The following is a 22,098-nucleotide window of genomic DNA, read 5'->3' as shown; positions in this document are numbered from 1 at the left end:
TCACTGACTGCTTCGGCAATTTGCCAGGCAGCACCTTTCAACCTGACAGATACAGTGCCTTGTCAACGGAAAATCCTATCGCTTCTGCGGAAGCCCAAACCGCAACTACCAGTGACCCAGGCTCCGTGGGCCTTGTTGAGCCTAAAAGCCATCACTTTAGTGAACCGCTGGAATTGGCCTGTGGTCGAGTACTGAAAAATTACACTCTGGTTTATGAGACTTACGGTGAACTCAATAGGGAAAAGACTAACGCAGTTCTGATCTGTCATGCTCTGTCTGGGCATCATCACGCTGCGGGGCGACACAGTATCGATGATAAGCGTCCGGGGTGGTGGGACCACTATATCGGTCCGGGTAAGCCGATAGATACTAATCATTTCTTCGTGGTGTCTGTTAATAATCTCGGCGGTTGCCACGGATCTACCGGCCCCGTATCCATCAACCCGGATACCGGCACTACCTGGGGGCCGGATTTTCCATCACTGCGTGTCCGCGACTGGGTCCACAGCCAAGCGCGTCTGGCGGATATGCTAGGCATTCGACAGTGGGCGGCGGTTGTTGGCGGCAGTCTCGGTGGAATGCAGGCGATGCGCTGGTCACTGGAATACCCTGAGCGCCTGCGTAACTGTGTGGTGATTGCCTCTGCCATGAAGTTATCTGCGCAGAATATCGCGTTTAATGAGACCGCACGCCAGGCGATAACATCCGATCCGGACTTTTGTGATGGGCACTACCTCCAACAGGATAAGTTACCCCGTAGAGGCCTGGCCGTTGCGCGAATGATCGGGCATATCACTTATCTGTCTGACGATGGGTTGGGGCGCAAGTTTGGTCGAGAATTGCGCAGTGGCAGCTTTCAGCAGGGGTCGGATGAAGAAGTGGAGTTTCAGATACAAAGTTATCTGCGCTACCAGGGAGCCAGTTTTTCCACCACCTTCGATCCTAATACTTACATTCTGATGACTCGAGCGCTGGATTTCTTCGACTTAGCTCGGGAATACGGGGATGACCCGGTAGAGGCCTTCTCCCGTGCCAAGTGCCGGTTTTTATTGGTGTCATTTACTTCTGATTGGCGCTTTGCGCCGGAGCGCTCGAGGGAAATCGCCGATGCCCTGATGCACGCGGATATTCCAGTCAGCTATGCCGAAGTAGAGTCAGCAATGGGACACGATGCCTTCCTGCTGCCCAATGGTCGTTATGAAGGTGTATTTCGTGCCTATATGCAGAGAGTTGCGGCAGAAATTGCTGAGGAGGTGTACTGATGCGGATAGATTTGGATGTGATCCAGGAATGGATCGCTCCCAACAGCCGGGTTCTCGACCTCGGCTGTGGCGATGGTGCACTGCTCGATCAGCTGGGGAGAAATAAAAATGTGAAAGGCTATGGCCTGGAGATTGATCCCGAGCAAATAGAGCGATGTGTGGCCCGTGGGGTCAATGTTGTCGAGCAAAATCTGAATACAGGGCTGGGAAATTTTGCTGATGGCAGCTTTGATGCTGTGGTGATGACCCAGGCACTGCAAACCTTGAGTCAGCCTCATTTAGTGGTAGAGGAAATGCTCCGGGTTGGGCGGGATTGCATTATTACGTTTCCCAATTTTGGGCAGTGGAAGGCCCGCTGGCACCTCGCATTCTCCGGGCGCATGCCAGTATCCGACTTATTGCCATACGAATGGTATGACACTCCCAATATTCACTTTTGTACTTTTACAGACTTTGAGGTGTTATGCCGAGAAAACGGCTGGGCGATTCTGCATCGGCAAGTGGTTTCTGAGTCCATGGTTGGGCGGGCATTCAAAGACTTTTTACCAAATTTGTTTGGTGAGACAGCCATCTATCACCTAACTCGCTAAACTAAGATTTGCGCCAGCTCTTTTGTGGAGGACTTTGGCGCGATAAATAGATCGAGAAAGGCACTCCTGAGGGGGCCTGACTGGAATTGACCACCAAACCTGCCGGGAGAGGTGGCGCCTATAACAACTGGAGGTGGAGCGTGAAACGCATCCTTACCCTGGCTGCTTCTGTGGCCTTGCTATTTTTATCTGTCGGCGCTGCCGCGCAAGAAGCGCGTACGATTAAGAACTACGCTGATTTTGGCGACTATCGAGTAGTCTATTCAGTGTTCAATAGCGATTTTATCCAGCCGGATATCGCCCGTCAGTACCAGTTGGCTCGAGCAAAAGATCGGGCCTATGTAAATGTCTCTGTCGTCAAGAAAGAGGGCGGAACTCATGGCCTTAGCGCTGAGATGTCTGGTACAGCTACCAACCTGATCCAGCAGTCAAGACCACTTAAGTTCAAAGAAATTCGGGAAGGGGATGCTGTTTACTATCTCGCACCCCTGCGCTTTGAGGATGAGGAGACCCTTACCTTTAACGTAGATATCAAGCTGCCCAATGGTAAAAGTGAGACGATCACTTTCCGTCGCAGATTGAACCGATAGACATCTGCCAAGGTTCCGCTGGCTGAGAGCTGGTCGAAACCCTTTCTTTAAGATTCACCGCGGGCCGAGGCCCGCTTTTTGTTTGAAGCAATATGGTAAATAAAATTGTTCTTGCCAGCGGTAATGCCGGCAAACTTCGCGAATTTTCACAGCTGTTCGCCTCATGGGATATACAGGTTCTTCCTCAGTCTGACTTTGGGGTAAGTGACGCTGATGAGACCGGATTGAGCTTTATTGAGAATGCTTTGATTAAGGCCCGCCACGCCAGCCGTATCAGTGGCCTGCCGGCATTAGCCGATGACTCCGGGCTGTCGGTAGATGCATTGAGTGGTGCGCCGGGAATTTACTCTGCACGCTACTCAGGTGCTGGGGCGACTGATGAAAAAAACAATGCGAAGTTATTGGAGGCCATGGTTGATGTTGAATCTAAGCATCGCACTGCCAGTTTCCACTGCGCGCTGGCTTTTGTGCGGCAATGGGATGACCCGGTGCCTTTGGTATCTAGTGCAAAGTGGAGCGGGACAATTTTGCGGGAGCCGACGGGAGAGCAGGGTTTTGGTTATGACCCGCTTTTCTTTGTTGAGTCTGAGGGAATGACCTCCGCTGAACTGCCGAGAGACTTGAAGAATCGGCTGAGCCACAGGGCCCAGGCTATGTCTCAATTTGAGCTTTTATGGCAGCAAAATATGCAGGGTGCCGACCTTGCCTGATCAGATTGCTGAATTACAGCTGCCACCACTAAGCCTGTATATCCATATCCCTTGGTGTGTGCGCAAATGTCCCTACTGTGATTTCAACTCCCACCAGGCTGATAGAGACCGGGCTAATTCGGACTACGCCCTACCGGAATCCGAGTATGTGGCGCAGTTGCGCCTGGATCTGATCAGCCAGTTGCCCTGGGTGCAGGGGCGAAAATTGCAGTCCATCTTTTTTGGTGGTGGTACGCCGAGCCTGTTCTCCCCCCAAGCAATTGGGCAGATCCTGGAGGCTGCTGAGCAGGTGGTGGGTTTTGCTGAGGGGGTCGAGATAACCCTGGAGGCCAACCCCGGCACTTTTGAGCAAGCCAAGTTCACTGGCTATCGATCTGCTGGAGTTAACCGTCTTTCTATTGGAGTGCAAAGCTTCGATTCCAATCAGCTACAGCAGTTGGGACGTATTCACAGCGGAGAAGAGGCCGAAGGTGCCCTGGCGATGGCGCGTCGCGCGGGCTTTGACAATATTAACCTCGACCTGATGCACGGATTGCCCAATCAGACCGAGGTGGAAGCCCTTGGCGATTTGCGCCGAGCAATTTCCTTGGCTCCAGAGCATATTTCTTGGTACCAATTAACGATTGAGCCAAATACTGCATTCTACAGTGCGCCACCAGTCACCCCCGGCTCCCAGCTGATCGCCAGTATGCAGGGCAGCGGACGCGAACTACTGGCGTCCGAGGGCTATTGTCGTTACGAGGTGTCGGCTTATAGCAAACCCGAACTTGAATCCCGCCATAATATTAATTATTGGTCATTCGGAGATTATCTGGGGATTGGTGCCGGTGCTCATGGCAAGGTAACCCTAGCTGAAACTGGGCAAATTCTGCGCAGTCGTCGCACACGCACTCCGAGGGACTACTTGTCTATCGCCAGGCAACATCCCGAGCTGCTGCATAGTGCCTTGTCTGAACCCCATACTGACAGGGTTGAGAATGAGGATTTGCCACTGGAGTTTCTTATGAATGCCCTTCGCCTGGCGGATGGTGTTCCCAGTGATACTTTCACCCGCTACACCGGATTACCGATGTCCGAGCTGCAAAAACAATGGCCTACCCTGATGGCAATGGAGCTTGTAGAGTGTCTCGATAAGCGGATTGCTGCCACGGCTTTTGGCTTTGACTATATCGATGAGATTTTGCAGCGCTTCCTGGAGCAGGCGTAAGTCTGTGGCAGGAAAGACTTGAAATCCCATTTTGCGCCCCAATTTTGAGGGCAATGGTGCATCGCAGCTGTATAACCACCGCTGTGACCGTGAGAAGATGCGTTGGCGGTGCCCACGCATCGAGTAACTAAAGAACAGGAATGCAATATGAGCGAGCACTCAATCGTCAACGTATCTGACGCTGAATTCGAAGCAGAAGTTCTCAAAGCTGAAGGCCCGGTGTTGGTAGATTTTTGGGCACAGTGGTGCGGTCCGTGCAAGATGATCGCTCCAGTGCTGGAAGACCTGGCAAGCCACTACGGCGATAAGTTGAAGATCGTAAAAGTAGACGTTGATGCGAATAAAGAGAGCCCGGCCAAATATAATGTCCGTGGTATCCCCACGCTGCTGCTGTTCAAAGGCGGCAATGTCGAAGGTACTAAAGTCGGCGCACTGTCCCGCGCGCAGCTGACTGAGTTTATCGACGGTCAGCTGTAAGACTGTCGTTTCCATCCTGCAAAGGGGGTAAATTTCTTTGCAGGATTGGAAACACCCGTTATACTGGCTGTAATTCTGAAATAGTTCAGCGGTCTTGAATTAAATGAGACGAGCTGACAAAACGCCCCTCCACAGGGTCCCTGACCATCCCCGGCGCGTATACTCCTCGAGTTGAACTTGTTCTGATAATGCTCCATAAATTGATTATGGAGAGCAAAAGTTTACTGAGTACTGTGGTCTTGGTAGGAAAAGGTACCTAGGTGTATCGGGTAAATAAACGAGCTAATCTCTAATATCAAACCCCTCCTCAAAATTTCAGGCGTGTCCGCGCCATATGACAACAGAAACATTAATAAGCAATTGGTATGAATCTCTCCGAATTAAAAACCAAACCCATTGAAGAGTTGATTGAAATAGCCAAAGGCATGGGCCTTGAAAACCTGGCCCGTTCGCGCAAGCAGGATATCATTTTCAATATCCTCAAGCGCCACGCCAAAAGCGGTGAAGATATTTATGGCGACGGCGTATTAGAAATCCTTCAAGATGGTTTTGGATTTTTGCGTTCTGCTGACTCCTCTTATCTTGCGGGACCGGATGATATATATGTATCTCCAAGTCAGATTCGCCGATTTAATTTACGTACGGGTGACTCAATTTCCGGAAAGATTCGCCCACCGAAAGAAGGTGAAAGATATTTTGCCTTATTAAAAGTTAACGAAATTAATTTTGACAAACCGGAAAACGCACGTAACAAAATTCTTTTCGAAAACCTCACTCCTCTATTCCCCAACGATCGCCTCACCCTCGAGTGCGGAAACGGCTCCTCCGAAGACCTGATTGGTCGTATTATTGATCTTGTAGCTCCAATCGGGAAAGGCCAGCGCGGCTTGATTGTTGCGCCGCCGAAGGCCGGTAAAACGATTATGTTGCAAAATATGGCACAGGCCATTACGCGCAATAATCCAGAGTGCCATTTGATCGTACTGCTGATTGACGAGCGTCCTGAGGAAGTGACAGAAATGCAGCGCTCCGTGCGCGGTGAAGTTGTTGCCTCTACTTTTGATGAGCCGCCGGCACGTCACGTACAAGTTGCGGAAATGGTAATTGAAAAAGCCAAGCGCCTGGTTGAGCACAAAAAAGATGTGGTTATCTTGCTCGACTCTATCACCCGCCTGGCTCGCGCTTACAACACAACAGTTCCTAGCTCCGGTAAAGTATTAACCGGTGGTGTTGATGCTCACGCCTTAGAGCGCCCGAAGCGCTTCTTTGGGGCAGCGCGAAATATTGAAGAAGGCGGAAGTCTGTCTATTATTGCTACTGCACTTATCGATACCGGCTCGAAAATGGACGAAGTGATTTTCGAGGAATTTAAAGGTACCGGTAATATGGAATTGCAGCTGGATCGCAAAATTGCTGAAAAACGCGTATATCCGGCCATTAATGTGCGCAGATCCGGCACTCGCCGGGAAGAGCTGTTAATGCCTGAGGGCGAGCTGCAGCGAGTGTGGATTTTGCGTAAGCTGTTACACGATATGGAAGATGTTGCATCGACTGAATTCCTAGTGGATAAATTGAAAGATTTCAAGACAAATGACGAATTCTTCCTATCCATGAAACGGAAATAATTTTTGTATATAAAGTAGCGCCTAAAAAGGCGCTCTTTATTTATTAGGAGCAGAATAAGACGATTAATTGCGTCTATTACTGTTGAAAAGGCGAGCCATTAGGCATATAAAGTTCCACATTGTGGCGCTTGATATGGATTTTAGGCAACGCGCCTTACTGAATTGGCCCAGGGGTTTATTTCTCCGCAAAGGGCCAATCTCAAATGGTTAATCTGGTGGAGCTGGTTATCCATTTGTGACTGCACGACAGCCCACACACCTAGTGAGAACCTTTTGTGAATATCTATATTGGAAATCTGGCCTACGCGGTAACCTCTGACGACCTGCACGAAGCTTTTGGTGCATTCGGAGAGATCTCTCGGGCTACTGTTATCACCGACCGTGAGACTGGCCGCTCTAAAGGCTTCGGTTTCGTAGAAATGCCTAACGACGATGAAGCGCGCAAAGCTATCGAAGAGATGAACGACCAACCGCTGTCTGGCCGTAACATCCGCGTTAACGAAGCTAAGCCTCGCGAAGATCGTCCGCGTCGCCCCCGCTTCTAAGCTGTAAAAAGCTTATTATTTCCGCGGCTCGCAGCCTAGGCTTGCGAGCCGCGACTCCCTCCCGCCTCTCTCTTCATTCCAATTGGTGTGTTGTTACCCATCCTGCGCCTTCTGTTTTACACTGCGCTCTGGTTTATAGTCACGCCTTGTTAGCCCATGAAATATAAAGATCTACGCGACTTTATTAAGTTGCTGGAAAAGCGCGGCCTACTAAAACGAATCAAGCACCCTGTTGACCCCATTTTGGAAATGACAGAAATTTCCGATCGCGTATTGCGAGCTGAGGGGCCTGCATTGTTGTTTGAGAACCCGGTAGGCTTTGAGACCCCAGTTCTTGCCAATCTTTTCGGAACACCAGAGCGAGTCGCCCTGGGGATGGGAAGAGAGAGTGTTGCCGAACTGCGTGAAGTGGGAGAACTGCTGGCTTTTCTCAAGGAGCCGCAGCCACCGGAAAATCTCCGCGATGCCTGGGAGAAGTTGCCGGTCTTTAAGCAGGTCCTGAATATGGGGCCAAAAGTCGTAAAGGGTGCAGTTTGCCAACAGGTAGTCCTTGAGAAGGATCAGGTTGATCTGCATCAGCTGCCAATCCAAACCTGCTGGCCGGGAGATGCCGCTCCGCTGGTCACTTGGCCCTTAGTAATTACCCGAGGGCCTGAGAAGAAACGGCAAAACCTGGGCATATACCGGATGCAATTAATCGGAAAGAACCGCCTGATTATGCGCTGGCTCAGTCATCGCGGGGGTGCGCTGGATTATCGGGACTGGTGCAAGAAGCATCCCGGTGAACCCTATCCGGTAGCTGTTGCCCTGGGTGCCGATCCCGCCACAATTCTGGGGGCCGTTACCCCAGTGCCGGATACTTTGTCTGAGTATGCCTTTGCCGGCCTGCTGCGGGGGGATAAGACAGAAGTGACCGATGCCTTACTCAGTGATCTTCAGGTGCCTGCCAGTGCCGAATATGTTCTGGAAGGCTTTATCTATCCCGATGATATGGCTGATGAGGGGCCCTATGGGGACCACACCGGTTACTACAACGAAGTGGACAGCTTCCCTGTATTTACGGTAGAGAAGATTACGCACCGGAAAAACCCCATTTACCACAGCACCTATACCGGGCGCCCACCGGATGAACCTGCGATTTTAGGAGAGGCTTTAAACGAGGTTTTTGTGCCAATCCTGCAAAAGCAATTTCCCGAAATTGTCGATTTTTATTTACCGCCGGAGGGATGTTCTTACCGTCTCGCCGTGGTCACCATGAAGAAGCAGTATGCGGGTCACGCCAAGCGGGTAATGATGGGGGTCTGGTCTTTCCTGCGTCAGTTTATGTACACCAAATTTGTTATTGTCGCTGACGAAGACGTCAATGCCAGGGATTGGAAAGATGTAATCTGGGCGATGACCACACGTATGGACCCGGCGCGGGATACGGTGATGGTAGAAAATACTCCGATTGATTATTTAGATTTTGCTTCACCAGTCTCCGGTTTAGGCTCAAAAATAGGCTTTGATGCGACTAATAAATGGGAAGGTGAAACTAGTCGTGAGTGGGGTGTACCTATTGAGCGAGACTCGAATGTGGTTAAAAAGGTTGATGAAATTTGGTCTAAATTGGGCCTCGAATAAGCACGGCGCATATTCCCGGTACTCCCGTCCGAATAAGCGCTTCTGATGGCGCTCAGTAGAGTGACCGCTTAGCGGTCACTCTTTATTTTTTCTTCCTTCTTTGCATCTATAGCTTTTACTGCTGGCGTCGCAGTCAGGTACGGGCTCGACCGTGGCCCTGAATTAACTATAAGGATTGCTTTAATGAGGAAAATTTTTTTAGTGGGCCTGATATCGATAGGTATTTCCATATTTTTGCTAGTCGTACCAAGTGAGCAGGAGCAAAGTGCCGGAATTGATAATATCGAAGATTTTATTCCTGCCGTTATGCATGAGGCAGCTATACCCGGAATAGCCGTTGCCAGAATAAAAGAGGGTGAACTTGCGCTTCAGCAAGTGTACGGGATGGCCGATATTGAGACCGGTAAACCAGTTACTCAGGATACGTTATTTAATATTGCCTCGATAAGTAAGCCGATTATGGGCGTAACACTATTGCAATTGGTCGATGATGGTAAATTGGCATTGGATGAGGATATTAATAGCTATTTACCATTTAAGGTCGATAATCCACATATAGAAGGGGAAAAAATTACACTGAGACATCTGGCGAGTCACTCTGCAGCAATTAAAGATTATTTTGACTACGCCACTTACACTGAAAATCGTGATCCATCTATCAGTTTGGAGCAACATCTACGCTCCCTGCTGGTTAAAGGGGAAAGCCTGTACGGTAGTGGGGATTATTATCTGACAAATAACCCCGGGGAGCACAGACAATACAGTAATCTTTCTGCCGGTTTAGCTGGGTTATTGGTTGAGTCAGTAACCGGCCAGTCTCTCGCCAATTATAGTCGGGATACTTTATTTCACAGCCTGGATATGGAGACTGCCAATTGGAGACTCAATGGAGTAGATCTGAGCTCTATCGCAGTTCCCTACAAAGTAGAGCAATGTGTACCATATATCGGTCTGTGTGTAGATAGTGAAGCGGAGAAGATGAACTATTTAATTGGTCGATTTATTGATCCTCCTTTTGAGTACAAGCAATTTCACCCGTATGCACACAGTGGTAATCCGCAGTATCCTGACGGTGGTGTTCGTGTAAGCATTGCTGACCTCAGCAATTTCTTGCTAGCGCTGCTTAATAATCGGGATAAAGCTGGAGCTCAGATCTTATCAGATGTTATGTATCAGGAAATGTTTCGTCTGCAATTACCGTTGTCTGTATCAGATTCGCAGCGCTTCTTTTGGCGCGATCGCAATGGCCTTACTGGGCACATGGGAACTGATCTGGGTGTATTTGTAGCTATGTATTTTGAGCCAGAAAGTAAGGATGGTTTTATTATCTTGATGAATAGAGATATGGATATTAAATCGGCCAATGCGATGAAGCGTATTGCTATTCGTCTTATGAAAATATAAAAACAACTGTAGGATGACCACTCCTGAAATTTTTATTTTAAGGAGGGTCTTTCTTGTTGTGTATTTTTCTAAGGTTGGATGAGAATATGATAGGGAATTTATCAAAACTAGTAGTTCTATTTTTGGGGACAGTAATATTTCAGCCTGTAATTGCCAGCCAGGGTAATGGTGCAGAGGCAATTTTTGAGAAGATCAAAGGGCTAGCTGGAGAATGGAGAGAGGAAGGGGCAAAAAATGACGATTTTGTTATTAGTTTTTCCGATACAGCTGGGGGAAGCGTAGTACTAGAAAGTTGGCTCTATAACGGGCGCCAACATTCCCTGACGGCCTACCACTTGGATAACGATAATTTAATAGTGACGCACTATTGCCCCCAGGGTAATCAGCCCAGGTTAAGCTGGCAAAAAAATAGCGCTGAAGATACTTTGGCATTCTCTTTCAAGGATGTAACTAATTTTACTTTGGACAGTAAGAGTCGTCTGGATAGCCTCACTTTTACCTGGTTAGGTAACGGCAAGTTACAGCGGGAAGAGACTTACTTGAAGAACGGGCAGCAGTTACCCTCATCCCTGACCCTGGTACGTAAATAAGCTGCCAAATCGTTATTAACTGATAGTTTAGATGTATTATTTCTCAAAGCTGGGGCGAAATTCGCGCCAGCTTTTTTATTTGTGAACTTTATTGTGGTTTTGGTTTATATAAGTATGATTCGCGACTGAATTTGCATGCTGCTGCCAGTATATTGGCATGGGGTGACAGGGCGCGCTATGCCCGGGTTGTTTTTTGCGTATGACGACATGCTGCATTGAAAACAAGTGGATATCTAATTCCTGGGGTTGGGAAACGGTAGAAGTTGGAAGTGAGTAAATAACTAAAATTAAATGGAGAGGTAACAAATGGAATTAATTATTTTTGTAATTATTATGGTGGCAGTTCTTGTTCTGCCTCTGAAGTTGGCAGCTGCCATGTTGGGGGCGAAAAATACGGGTGTTTTTTATTGTCTTTTCGCTTTGCTGTTGGCCCTAATTATTCAAAGAATTGTTGGCGGCATGTTGCCGGGTGTGACGGATAGCGCTGGGATTTTAATGACAATTCCCCTGGCTGCTATTGCCTATATGCTGGTACTTGGTACGGGTTTTTTAAAGGCTATTCTAATCGCCCTTTTACAAGGGGCAATTACTTATTTTGCCATGCTACTCTTTGTGGGATTGCCCTGGGCTGTTTAAAAACGAAATAAATTCTCGTAGAAAGTTTGCAAGCGGCGACTTATTGAATGTTAAATCGCCATTTGCACTATCATTGATTACTAATAGTTCCCTTGCGTACAAGCTATAACTTTCTGAAAAATGGACGCTCTACACATCAGTCTCTGTGCCAATGATGTGTTTCCTAGATAGGGCTTCTACTGGGCAGGCTGTAGGTCCTACTTTCCAATAGGAGCCGCAAGAAATTTACTTAAAACATCAATATAAGTTGGAAAGGCTTCGAACTGGGGTAAATGTCCAACCCCCTCCATCTCAACTAATTCGGCTTTGGGGATTTTTGCTGCTGTACGCTTGCCTAATTGATCGTACCGGCCTAATTTTTCTTGTACAGCTTCAGGCGCACGGGCGCGGCCAATAGCTGTTCGATCTCGGGTACCTATAATCAGTAGGGTGGGCACCTTGATATTGGCAAACTCATAAAGTACCGGTTGAGTGAATACCATTTCGGAGGTTAAGGCATCCACGGTTGCCATATGAGCCGCATCGGGTCCCAGGGTCCAGCCAGCTTGAATATCCAGTAGCGGGTTATATTCTTCGCGCCACTGCTCAGAAAAGTAGGCTTTACTCATGTAGCGTTTGATAGATTCTGGAGTTTGCTTTTTCTCGCGAGCAATGGCTTGGTCCAAAGGTTCATAGGGAACCCATCGCTTCCAGTCTTCAAGGCCTATAGGGTTTACAAGTGCTAACTTTTTGACTCGCTCCGGGTACATCAGGGTAAACCGGGTAGCCAGCATACCTCCCATAGAGTGTCCAACTACCATAACCTCTCTTATTTTCAATTTATCCAATAAAACCTTGGTATTGTTGCTAAGCCCCTGAAAAGTATATTGGGTAAGCGGTTTACTGGATTTTCCGAAACCGATCTGGTCCGGTGCTATAACCCGGTACCCTAGCTGACTGAGTTGGGAGATAGTCTCCTTCCAGTAGGCCGCCGAAAAATTCTTTCCGTGCAACAGGAGTACCGTTCCTCTTGCATTTTTACCCTCTGCAGGCGGTACATCCATAAAGGCCATTGCCAATGGTTGCCCCTGTTGTTCGAAATGAAAGTGATGAACTGGATAGGGATATTCGTAATCAGTTAAGGCTTTATTTTGGGGCGTTACTGAATATTCAGCAGATGCATGGCCGGTAAAAAACACACTGGCGGTAAGAAGTAAGGCAACTATGTAGCGCACAAAGAGGGTCACAGCCGTGTCCTTATTGGTAAACGGGAGTTCACTATAGGCGCAATTGGGGAGTGGCTGAAAGGCCTGTCGGCCTTTCAGGGGAGATGACTCAGGCGTGAGCGCCTAGTAGGGGAGTGCCCTGGCTGGGCATAGGCAACTGGGGCAAGTCCTTGACTGCTTGAAGCAAACCTTCCTCATAGAGTTTTGCCGCTTTGTCTTTTTCCCCAAGGGATTGAAATAGGCGAGCCAGTTCAGCTGAGGTAGCGGGATCTTGGCGCAACAACAGGCTTTTCTCGAAATACTGCTGCGCTTTGCCCCAAAGTTCATTGCGCATTGAGAGGCGTCCGAGACAGGTTAGCAGTGCGGCACTCTCCCCATACTCTTTCAGCCAACCTTCAGCTGCTGATATTTGTGCCGCAGGGGCGGCCCCCACCAGGCAGCCGTAGAGTTCGGCAAGATTGGGGTCCCAAGCTCGATTGAGTAGCCAGCGCAAATGCTTCTCTGCCTCTGTGTCTTCACCAATCCGATGTAGTTGCTGTGCGTAGAGACTGCGCAGGGCTTCGTTGCGTTGCCAGCGGCCACTCAGGCTTTGCCAGGTATCGTGTAATTTATCGATATCTTTGCGATTAGCTGCTTCGGTCAGCTGATGTTGATACACCTCGAGTTCAAGCTGGTGCAGCTCAGCTTCGGGCATGTTCGCATGTTTCTCCAATTCGGGCAGTAATGCGCGAAGACGGCTCCAGTCACCCAGAAGGTAATAAGCCTGCTTGAGAAGTTGTAACAGGGCAGGATGTTTCGGCTCGAGCTGCTTGGCGCGCTCTAGGCTGGCAATACACTGCTCGTAATGTTTATCCAGGAGCTGCATACGAGCTTGGCTTAGGGCTACAGCCAGGCGGGTATCCTCACCACAGGCCTCCGCTTTGGCGAGTAATTCATTGGCCTCCTCACGAAAGCCTAGCTCAAAGGCGCTGCGCGCTGCCGCCAAATAATTGATCAGCGGGGCTTCAGATCGAGGGGCGCTCTTCAGCAGCTGACGGCGCGCCCGGGACCAGTTGCCCTCCATAAATTCCACCAAGCCGCTGGTCAGGCGTCGGCGCGCTACACGCTGGCGACCAAATCTCAGCCGGTCGACACTACCTCGGAATCCGCGAAAGATACTGCGAGCCAGCCAAATGGCAAAGAAGAGGGTAATTAGAGCTGCTGCCAGCGAGAAAATTGCGAACCAGAGGTTCATCTCGTAGCCTTTATTCAGCTCACCGCCAATACCGATTACCAGGTAGCCGGGATAATTGTTAATAGCCTCCGGTAGAAAAGCGCCGAGCAGCAGTAGTACCAGAGCGGTGAAGAACAGTTTTTTCACTGGTTCTCCTCCTGTTGCGAGGCAGTTGGTGTGGCGGTGCCGGATGTTTTGTGTAAGCGCTCAATATAATTGCGCAGGGCAAGCTGGGAGGCGCTGAGGTCAGGCATTTCGACCTGGATACGCTGTTTGCTAAGTTCCGCTAGTTGTTGGGCCAGCGCATCGCGCTGCGGACTGGCAGTGCCATAACTGAGTAGCAGCGACCGCGCACTATCCAGAGCGTCCCTGTAAACCGTGGTATCGCCGCGAAGCAATGCCAGTTGGGCCTGCTCCATATATAGGCGCAGAGTCTGGCGAAAGCGAGCTTCACTCTGTGGGGATAGCATTACCGGGTTGATGTCTCCATCAATGGGGCGCACCGATTCGCGCATGAAGAGGGTGAAGTTGTGCCACTCCCGCTTCCACAGGGGGGCACTCTCCTTAATGCTGGGCTGCTCTTCACTGGGTTGTTCTGCCGAGGCCATATCGAATTGTGGTTGAATATTTGTGCGGACTAGCTGTTCTTCCAAGGCGCTGAGACGGAGGTATAAACCCTGGCGATCGATGTTTTGGACCAGCTTCAGTGAGGTGATATCGCGGGCAAGCTGTTGGCGTACCCCGTACAGATCCGGTAAGTCCACATCGCGCAATATCTCGTCCACGCGCTCGACCAGCCCCAGCGCAGCGCGACTATCGTCTTCGAGAAGCAGGCGTTGGTTGGCTAGACGCAACAGGTAATCTGCCTCAGCCAATTGCCAATCGTCGCGGCTTACATTTCCCAGTTGACCCAAGCGGTTTCCCTGTGCGGTGACACTGCGCTGCATGGAAGCCAGTTGCTGCTGCAGTTGGGCGATAGTGCGATTTTGTCGCTCCAGTTGATTGCGTAAATTGACATCGGCCTGCTCCAGCTGATTGAACTCCCCGGAATAATCGGGGGTTTGGGGTTCAATTGGGGCTGGGGTAGCAGCAGGGGTTTCCGAAGTGATATTGGAGGTCGGCGCTTGGGTGGTGTTTTCAGCGGCAACCGGCACTTCCGTTGCAGGGCTAATAGTGGTGGTGCTCTCCGGGGCTGCCGTTTTTCCGGGTAGATAGTTGAGGTAAGCGCCAAGGTGTTCGCGCAGCTGTGGAGAGTTAAACCAGGCGAGTGAGGCCACAGCAATCAAAATGAGGATGAACAGTAGCCACCACCACAGCCCATTGGATCTACTGGCTGCAGCACCGCCGCTGGCTTTACCCGTAGAGGCTTTTTCCTCTGAGGCTTTGGCGAAATTACTTTTGCCTTTTACAGGCTTTGTGTTTTCCGGGGGCTCATTGGTTGCGGCTACATTTTGATCTTTTTTATCGGTCATGGGTATGGCGGCGCAGGTGGAAAATGTCGTCAGATTATAACGAGTGGCGCGAGCCTTAATAGCGGGCTAAACGCCGTTTTAAGATTTTTAGCGCAAAGCGATCGAGAATTCGATAGCAAATCAGTCGAGGGCTTTACGCAGTGTTTCCAGCATAGCGTTATCGCCGGCATTTAGCGCGCTATAGCAATGGGCAAAACCAAGCTCATTTGCCCGATTGGCAACTCGTATACTCGGGCAGATAAGAGCGGTTTCAAAGAGTGTATTGCGGTTTATCTGGTGGATACAGGTAACCAAGTTATCGAGTGTTTCACCGCTGTGCACACTGATAATATCGGGTTGGAATTTATACTCAGCCAGCGAGGTTGCAGCCTCCGGTGGTAGCACTCTCCGATAGAGTTCGCAATAAGTTACTCGCGCACCCCTATCACTCAAGGTGTCGCCGATAAGAGGGCGGCCACCGGAGCCGCGAAAAATAAGGACTCTTTTCCCGTCCAACTGCTGTAACCAGGGTAGGCGCAGCAACTCCTCGGAGTTCATTGTATTGCCGCTTTGCTCACAGGGTATACCGCGCTTCTCCAGGGCGCTTGCGGTTGCTGCGCCGATCGCCAAAAAGCGAGGACCCTGGGGAGACTGTGGCCAATAATCTTCAAGCCAGTCTACGCCGTAGCGCACGGCGTTCTGGGAAACAAAGATCGCGACATCCGTTTGATCGAAATCGAGGATTGAGTTTTTTAAGGCCTGTATGGCAGCTTGATCCTCAATTGGCTCTATATCGAGCATGGGGATGTTATCTACCTCGGCCCCCAGGCCGCGCAGTAGCGCACACCAGTTATCAGCCTGCTGCGTTGGCCGCGTACTGAGAATACGTTTACCTTGCAGCAGGTCGGAGGTGAGATCGCTCATATCAGATAGCGGCGAGGATTTTATCGGCACCATCGGCCAGTAACTGTTCCGCGAGCTCAGTACCCAGGCGCTCTCCCTCAGCGGCAGGGCCACGACAGTCGGCATGTATCATGGTTTTGCCATCGGGACTGCCAACGAGTCCGCGCAACCACAGGGTGTCACCATCCAGCTCGGCATAGCAGCCGATAGGCACTTGGCAGCCGCCGTTGAGGCGCTTAACCAGGGCGCGCTCCGCACTGAGTCGGGCTGCTGTTTCCGGACAGTGGAGCGGTTGGATCAAGGCTTCCAGTTCGCTATCGCGGCGCGACTCGATACCCACTGCGCCCTGTCCACCAGCGGGGAGCAGGATGTCTGTTGCCAGGAAGCTGCGGATGCGTTCCGGCATCTCAAGTCGCAGCAGTCCGGCCGCAGCGAGGATGATTGCGTCGTAATCGCCGGCATCCAGCTTGGCCAGTCGGGTATTCACATTGCCCCGTAAAAAGGTGACTTTGAGGTCCGGGCGACGGGCAAGTAATTGGCACTGTCGGCGCAAGCTGGAAGTGCCGACTACTGCGCCCTGGGGCAGGTCATCAAGGCTGTCATAAAGATTACTGACAAAGGCATCGCGGGGATCTTCACGCTCACAAATAATCGGCAGGTGAAGTCCTTCGGGGAATTCCATGGGGACATCTTTCATCGAGTGAACTGCGATGTCCGCACGGCCTTCGAGCATCGCCACTTCCAGTTCTTTAACGAACAGGCCTTTGCCGCCCACTTTGGTTAGTGGGATGTCCAAAACCTGGTCACCCCGGCTGGTTAGGGGTAGTAACTCGATAAGAAGTTCGGGATGCGCCTGTTGCAGGCGGTCTTTGACATAGTTGGCCTGCCACAGAGCCAAAGCACTCTGTCGGGTGGCAATGCGAATTCGATCTATAGACATGCGGCTCAATCACTTATTGGTTGAAGCGGCCATTCTAACAGAGTCGCAATGCCGTGAGGTTGTAGCCGAGGGGCTAGCCCCTGGTGCGCAACCAGTCTTCGAGAATTATCCGTGCGGCTATTGAGTCCACTGGGTCTTGTGCGTAGTTGCCACGATGCCCGCGTTCGTTGGCCTCTTCCTTGGCGGCTCGGGTGCTTAAACGCTCGTCAATGAGCTCTACCGGTAGTCCATAGCGACCGTGCAGGCGCTGGCTGAATTTTCGCGCACGCACGCCAAATTCACTTTCACTGCCATCCATATTGAGGGGGAGGCCAACCAGTAAAAGGTGGGGCTGCCACTCTTTGATCAGGCCTTCGACGGAGTCCCAATTGGGCTTGCCATCTTTGGCGGGCAGTGGGGCCAGTTCCCGTGCTCCACCGGTAAGGCTCTGGCCGTAAGCTACGCCAATAGAGCGGGTTCCAAAGTCAAAAGCTAGCGCTGTGACGGGTTTATTCATAGGGGTCAGTAATTTTTCTGTTAGGCGTGGCCAGCTTGGGAGCCGAGGCCGGAAAGATCGATGCCGTGGCGGGCGGCGGCGCTTTGCCAGCGTTTTTCGACCGGTGTGGCGAATAGGGTTTCGGGCTCTGCCGGCAGTGTCAGCCAGGCGTTTTCTGTCAGCTCCTGCTCCAACTGACCGGGCCCCCAGCCCGCGTAGCCGAGGGCGAGTAGTACATCGTCAGGGCCGCGCCCTGCGGCGAGGGATTCGAGGATGTCCTTGGAGGCAGTCAGGCTGATATCTGAATTGATTTCGGTGGTAGAGTCGAAGTGCATGCCGGTGCCGTGCAGTACAAATCCCTGCTCTGGTGACATGGGACCGCCCAGTAGAACTGGTTCGTCACCGCGCAAGCTGAGATCCTCCAGAGACAGCTGCTCGAATACCTCGTGCCAGTGCACTTTACTGGGCATATTGATCACTATGCCCATGGCACCGTCGCTATTGTGCTCAACAATCAGTGCGATAGCGTGTTTGAAGCGCGGGTCCTCCATACCGGGCATGGCCAGAAGGAACTGGCCGCGCAGGTTTCCGTGAGTCAGGTCGCTATCGATATTCGAATTAGGCATAGATCAGTAATAAACCGCCAGTTGAAAGCCCATTTTAGCCTCGGTTGGGCAGATCCCCCGCAGAAGTAGTAAGCCCCCCGGTTCTTTCGAATTGCCAGGTACGGATAATTTCCAGTCGATCAACCTCGTTTTTGATCTCTACTGGGAAGGGAGCGAAGGGAGCAGCCAGACGCACAATTTGTTGGGCCGCATCATCGAGAATGCGCTCCCCGGAGGATTGAAGAATAACAACCTTCTCGACGGCTCCGGTGGGAAGCAACCGCACCATCATGCGTAACTCGCCACTAATTTGTTTTTCCAAGGCCTCTTCGGGAAAGTTATCACTGCCAACAGCTTCTATCTTCTGGCGCCATTCATGTAAATAAGCGGCATCGGCTGAGGCTCTGGTAGCTACAGATGTCAATCTGCGTACTCGGGGGCGCTCGGCAATAGTTTGGCGAATTTTATCGAGACGCGCCTCTAGGCTAGCTATTTTAGGGTTGCTCAATGGCAGGTCATTGGGTGCGTCGCCGCGCTTTTCCTCGGATAACTTATCTTCTGCCGAAAGTTCAGGAGCCTGAATCGGGCTCTCACCAACTGTGGTAATTAACAGGCGGCGTTGTTCTGCTGGCCGCGCAGATTGTTGTTGTGGCAAAGGCGTCACGCGATGAATTTGCGTATCGGCAAACTCGGCACGGCGCTTAGTGGATAACTCTTTCCGAGAGTCTGCGGTACCACTGGCTAATTGGTTGTGCTGTGCCAAGTAGTCAGCATCCTCTGGGGCCTGAGCGGAATTTTGCAAAGAAAGTGTGACTTCAAGTGTCGGTGGCGCCTGTGCACCTTTCGGAGCAGCAAAAGCCACTCCGAAAACAATTAGCGCATGTAACGCGGCGGCTAGAAATAATGAGAACACAAAGCGTTCACGCTGCATTGCATGAAACTGTGTCGCGTTGGCAGAGGAATTCATTATCTATTATCAACTACTACTTATTCGGGCGTGCGTTTCACACAGCCTTGTTCTCAGTGGTAAACCGCCCTGAGAGTTATCAAACGCCCAGTTTACCTTTTTTGTGCCAGCAGGTGTGTGATGCCGCTCATTAGTCGCGCGCCTATGTCCGTATTGTAAGCGGCATCAATTTCCCGTACACAAGTGGGACTGGTAACGTTAATTTCTGTTAGGTAGTCACCAATAACGTCCAGCCCGACAAATAACAGACCTTTTTCTTTCAGGGTGGGAGCGACTTGCTCAACGATCCAGCGGTCCCTATCGGTCAGGGGGCGTGCTTCACCGCGCCCGCCGGCTGCAAGGTTGCCGCGAGTCTCACCCGCTACGGGAATTCGCGCCAAGCAATAGGGAATCGCTTCACCATTAACGACCAGGATACGCTTGTCGCCGTCTTTGATTTCGGGGATGTAGCGCTGCGCCATAATCTGCTGGCGACCGTGGTCGGTAAGCATTTCCAAAATTGCTCCAAGATTGGCGCCATCTGGTTTGCAGTGGAAGATTCCTGCGCCACCCATGCCATCCAGAGGTTTATAAATGACATCTTGGTGAGTTCGGTGAAATTCCCGCAGCTTGGCCATATCGCGACTAACTAGAACCGGTGGGCAACACTGGGGGAAACTTGTTGCAAAAATTTTCTCATTGCAGTCGCGTAGAGCCTGGGGCTTATTGACTACCGTCGCACCTTCGCGCTCTGCGGCTTCGAGAATATAAGTGGAATAAACATATTCATTATCAAAGGGAGGGTCGACGCGCATCAGGATTACATCCAGGTCGCCGAGTGGCATTTCTCTAGACTCTTCCAGAGAAAACCAACGATTCTCATCATCAAAAACCTGCATAGGGCAGCCGCGCCCAGTTGCGCGTCCATTCTCAAGGTAAAGATGGCTCTGCTCGAAATAAAACAGCTGGAAACCACAATCTTGTGCGGCTTGTAACAGTGCAAGCGTCGTATCTTTTTTAAAATTGATCTGGGCGATGGGGTCCATCACCACACCGAGGGAATAATTCATACGGGTTTCCAAATCGTTGGGTATTTCTATCCCAGTTATCACTGGTTTTGCTCCCAAATTTGTGGCCGCTACCAGCGTTGTTGGATAGATAAGGTAAGAGCAGCTTTGCGAAGGTGCAACCTTCTTAACGCAATACCTCCAATGAATGTATAAGTGGTGATAATTTGAACTGCGTCGCCTGCAGTGTGTCGACTCAGCTAGATTCGCCTGGGGTTCTGTGATAAAAGTTCGTCTCAGCGTGCGACCTTCGCCAGGCTAGGCGCCCGGACCCCGCAAGCGGTTTGAAAAAAGGGCGCAACTAAAGTTTTCGCGTGCCCGAAAATAAGTAAACAGGGGATTCAAAAAAGACTATGGAGCTTAACTGGGAAAGTCTGACTGTCATGGTGATCGACGACAGTAAGACAATTCGCCGCACTGCGGAGACGTTGCTGCAAAAGGCGGGCTGTACCGTGGTCACCGCGACAGACGGTTTTGATGCGTTAGCAAAAATCGCGGACTCCCGTCCGGATGTCATTTTTGTCGATATTATGATGCCGCGCCTGGATGGCTATCAAACATGTGCGTTAATAAAAAATAACAGCGAATTCCGCTCCACCCCTGTTGTAATGTTGTCGAGTAAGGACGGTTTGTTCGATAAGGCAAAAGGGCGTGTTGTTGGTTGCGATCAATATCTGACCAAACCTTTTAGTAAGAGCGAGCTGCTGGGTGCTATTTCCGCTCATGCCAAGCCGCACCATGCCGCATAAGTGGCCTACAGAAAAAGAAAATATAGATAACGGACTCCATTGTGGGCATTGTGCCCACAAGCTCGGTACCAAAATTTAATTTGAGTACAGATTTTCCGGTTGTTACATACCGGTTGATTTTTGTACCCACACTATCGGTAGTCATAGTGCATCTCGGCACATGCTAGCGAGGATAATCACAACAAAAACCGCCGAGCGCAGTAGTTGTTGCCGAAAAGATGTCATGGGGGAAATGATGGCAAGAGTACTAATAGTTGATGACTCTCCTACAGAAACACATAAGCTGACAACCATTCTTGAAAAAAATGGCCACGCAGTAATCACCGCTCCCAACGGTGAAAGCGGAGTTGAAGTAGCCCGCGCCGAACGCCCCGATCTGATCCTGATGGATATTGTGATGCCGGGTCTCAACGGTTTCCAGGCCACCCGCCAATTGAGCAAAGACAGCAATACCGGTGAAATTCCGATCATTATGGTAACTACCAAAGATCAGGATACAGACCGTGTCTGGGGTATGCGCCAGGGAGCCAGGGCTTACCTGACCAAACCTGTCGATGAGAGCAAATTGCTGGATGCGATCGGGGAGGTGTTGGCCTAATAGCCAGCTGCGAAAAGTGCAGTCACAAACACCTTATTTAGCTCTGGTTGATATTGCACGGCGCGCCAAAGCGCAGGCCACTGGCCTGCCTGGCCGCCGGGAAATCAAACCCTACTGGACCGGTATCGGTTTCTCTCTTCTGGATAACCACTTTGTCGCCTCCATGGATGACGTTGTGGAATTGCTCGAAGTGCCACAGCACACCTTTATTCCGGGCGTTCAGCCTTGGGTAAAAGGCGTCTCTAATGTTCGTGGTCGCCTGCTTCCCCTTATTGATCTCGCAGCTTTTTATGGCGGCTACCTCTCAGGTCCGCGCCAGCAACGTCGTGTTTTGGTGCTCGAGAGGGATAAGACCTACGTGGGGCTTATCGTGGATAAATTGTTTGGGATGCAGCACTTGGCGTTTGAGTATGCCCGTGAGGCACCGACAGATTTGAGTGAACCATTTGCGCCAATGGTGCACGGCCAGTTTGTTTTACAGCAGCATCGTTGGCTCGTTCTCGATATGCGGGCACTGATCAAGGATGCGCGTTTTATGGATGCAGCTTTACGCTGACTAATCCAGTTCTTTCTTTCCGGTAGCCGAGGGTGGTCGACCGGATGGCCCGCAATTAGTGCAGGGATGTACAGCACTGACTGAGGGGTCTTGTCATTAAAGCGTTAAAACTAAAGTGGTATTAAACCGGC

24 protein-coding genes are annotated in these 22,098 nt (G+C 50.7%); 15 read left to right on the top strand and 9 right to left on the bottom strand.

Annotated elements, in window-relative coordinates:
• Positions 1–77: 77 nt before the first annotated feature.
• The 12 genes from metX to ACJJIZ_RS01375 all read left to right on the top strand — a co-directional run bounded on the left by metX (position 78) and on the right by ACJJIZ_RS01375 (position 11,259).
• Complete coding sequence (metX, locus tag ACJJIZ_RS01430; RefSeq protein ID WP_444916178.1) at positions 78–1,262, top strand: homoserine O-succinyltransferase MetX; 1,185 nt, start codon at positions 78–80, stop codon at positions 1,260–1,262.
• Positions 1,262–1,852: a methionine biosynthesis protein MetW gene (gene metW, locus ACJJIZ_RS01425; RefSeq protein ID WP_282930320.1), complete on the top strand. Its 591-nt coding sequence runs from the start codon at positions 1,262–1,264 to the stop codon at positions 1,850–1,852. Before metX ends, metW begins: the two co-directional genes overlap by 1 nt.
• A 140-nt stretch (positions 1,853–1,992) precedes the next feature.
• On the top strand, positions 1,993–2,442 hold the full coding sequence (locus ACJJIZ_RS01420) for a DUF4426 domain-containing protein (RefSeq protein WP_413664060.1): 450 nt from the start codon (positions 1,993–1,995) through the stop codon (positions 2,440–2,442).
• A 92-nt stretch (positions 2,443–2,534) separates the two neighbouring features.
• A complete protein-coding gene (gene rdgB, locus ACJJIZ_RS01415) occupies positions 2,535–3,152 on the top strand; it encodes an RdgB/HAM1 family non-canonical purine NTP pyrophosphatase (RefSeq protein WP_444914990.1) in 618 nt (205 codons plus the stop codon).
• Positions 3,145–4,359, top strand: a complete 1,215-nt coding sequence (hemW, locus tag ACJJIZ_RS01410) for a radical SAM family heme chaperone HemW (RefSeq protein WP_444914989.1) — start codon at positions 3,145–3,147, stop codon at positions 4,357–4,359. The genes rdgB and hemW overlap by 8 nt, the downstream gene beginning before the upstream one ends.
• Positions 4,360–4,506: 147 nt before the next feature.
• Positions 4,507–4,836 carry a thioredoxin TrxA gene (trxA, locus tag ACJJIZ_RS01405; RefSeq protein ID WP_444895465.1) on the top strand — a complete coding sequence of 110 codons (330 nt, stop codon included), beginning with the start codon at positions 4,507–4,509 and terminating at the stop codon, positions 4,834–4,836.
• Between the two features lie 365 nt (positions 4,837–5,201).
• Complete coding sequence (gene rho / locus ACJJIZ_RS01400) at positions 5,202–6,461, top strand: transcription termination factor Rho (RefSeq protein ID WP_108731406.1); 1,260 nt, start codon at positions 5,202–5,204, stop codon at positions 6,459–6,461.
• A 275-nt stretch (positions 6,462–6,736) separates the two neighbouring features.
• Positions 6,737–7,006, top strand: coding sequence for an RNA-binding regulator (rbp, locus tag ACJJIZ_RS01395; protein WP_020413665.1), 270 nt, complete (start codon positions 6,737–6,739; stop codon positions 7,004–7,006).
• A 156-nt stretch (positions 7,007–7,162) separates the two neighbouring features.
• Positions 7,163–8,629, top strand: a complete 1,467-nt coding sequence (gene ubiD / locus ACJJIZ_RS01390; RefSeq protein ID WP_444914988.1) for a 4-hydroxy-3-polyprenylbenzoate decarboxylase — start codon at positions 7,163–7,165, stop codon at positions 8,627–8,629.
• 183 nt (positions 8,630–8,812) lie between these two features.
• Entirely contained in the window at positions 8,813–10,033 is a 1,221-nt protein-coding gene (locus tag ACJJIZ_RS01385) for a serine hydrolase domain-containing protein (RefSeq protein WP_444914987.1), read from the top strand.
• Positions 10,034–10,119: 86 nt separating this feature from the next.
• Positions 10,120–10,623, top strand: a complete 504-nt coding sequence (locus tag ACJJIZ_RS01380; protein ID WP_444914986.1) for a hypothetical protein — start codon at positions 10,120–10,122, stop codon at positions 10,621–10,623.
• Between the two features lie 306 nt (positions 10,624–10,929).
• Positions 10,930–11,259: a hypothetical protein gene (locus ACJJIZ_RS01375; protein ID WP_444914985.1), complete on the top strand. Its 330-nt coding sequence runs from the start codon at positions 10,930–10,932 to the stop codon at positions 11,257–11,259.
• Positions 11,260–11,456: 197 nt separating this feature from the next.
• Here the strand turns inward: ACJJIZ_RS01375 and ACJJIZ_RS01370 are convergent, their stop codons facing one another.
• The 9 genes from ACJJIZ_RS01370 to gshB form a co-directional block, all read right to left on the bottom strand.
• A complete protein-coding gene (locus tag ACJJIZ_RS01370; protein ID WP_444914984.1) occupies positions 11,457–12,485 on the bottom strand; it encodes an alpha/beta fold hydrolase in 1,029 nt (342 codons plus the stop codon).
• 88 nt (positions 12,486–12,573) lie between these two features.
• The gene (locus ACJJIZ_RS01365) at positions 12,574–13,824 is read right to left on the bottom strand and encodes a heme biosynthesis HemY N-terminal domain-containing protein (RefSeq protein ID WP_444914983.1); all 1,251 of its coding nucleotides are present in this window, start codon (positions 13,822–13,824) and stop codon (positions 12,574–12,576) included.
• A complete protein-coding gene (locus ACJJIZ_RS01360; RefSeq protein WP_444914982.1) occupies positions 13,821–15,149 on the bottom strand; it encodes a uroporphyrinogen-III C-methyltransferase in 1,329 nt (442 codons plus the stop codon). The genes ACJJIZ_RS01365 and ACJJIZ_RS01360 overlap by 4 nt, the downstream gene beginning before the upstream one ends.
• Before the next feature lie 120 nt (positions 15,150–15,269).
• Positions 15,270–16,052, bottom strand: coding sequence for a uroporphyrinogen-III synthase (locus tag ACJJIZ_RS01355; RefSeq protein ID WP_444914981.1), 783 nt, complete (start codon positions 16,050–16,052; stop codon positions 15,270–15,272).
• Position 16,053: 1 nt separating this feature from the next.
• Entirely contained in the window at positions 16,054–16,971 is a 918-nt protein-coding gene (gene hemC / locus ACJJIZ_RS01350; RefSeq protein ID WP_444914980.1) for a hydroxymethylbilane synthase, read from the bottom strand.
• 73 nt (positions 16,972–17,044) lie between these two features.
• Positions 17,045–17,467, bottom strand: coding sequence for a Holliday junction resolvase RuvX (ruvX, locus tag ACJJIZ_RS01345; RefSeq protein ID WP_413664071.1), 423 nt, complete (start codon positions 17,465–17,467; stop codon positions 17,045–17,047).
• Between the two features lie 20 nt (positions 17,468–17,487).
• Positions 17,488–18,072: a YqgE/AlgH family protein gene (locus ACJJIZ_RS01340; protein ID WP_282930307.1), complete on the bottom strand. Its 585-nt coding sequence runs from the start codon at positions 18,070–18,072 to the stop codon at positions 17,488–17,490.
• Positions 18,073–18,106: 34 nt separating this feature from the next.
• Complete coding sequence (locus ACJJIZ_RS01335) at positions 18,107–19,018, bottom strand: energy transducer TonB (protein ID WP_444914979.1); 912 nt, start codon at positions 19,016–19,018, stop codon at positions 18,107–18,109.
• A 92-nt stretch (positions 19,019–19,110) separates the two neighbouring features.
• Positions 19,111–20,067, bottom strand: coding sequence for a glutathione synthase (gene gshB / locus ACJJIZ_RS01330; RefSeq protein ID WP_444916177.1), 957 nt, complete (start codon positions 20,065–20,067; stop codon positions 19,111–19,113).
• A gap of 350 nt (positions 20,068–20,417) precedes the next feature.
• Between gshB and pilG the strand changes: the two genes are divergently transcribed.
• From pilG to ACJJIZ_RS01315, 3 genes are all read left to right on the top strand, one after another.
• Positions 20,418–20,813 (top strand): twitching motility response regulator PilG, encoded by a 396-nt coding sequence (gene pilG / locus ACJJIZ_RS01325; protein ID WP_020413651.1) that lies wholly within the window; start codon positions 20,418–20,420, stop codon positions 20,811–20,813.
• 235 nt (positions 20,814–21,048) lie between these two features.
• Entirely contained in the window at positions 21,049–21,411 is a 363-nt protein-coding gene (gene pilH / locus ACJJIZ_RS01320) for a twitching motility response regulator PilH (protein ID WP_108731421.1), read from the top strand.
• A gap of 16 nt (positions 21,412–21,427) precedes the next feature.
• Positions 21,428–21,967: a chemotaxis protein CheW gene (locus ACJJIZ_RS01315; RefSeq protein WP_413664074.1), complete on the top strand. Its 540-nt coding sequence runs from the start codon at positions 21,428–21,430 to the stop codon at positions 21,965–21,967.
• Positions 21,968–22,098: the final 131 nt, after the last annotated feature.

The sequence above is a fragment of the Microbulbifer maximicatervae (SeqCode) genome (genome assembly GCF_052467225.1).
This window is presented reverse-complemented; position numbering and strand designations above follow the sequence as displayed.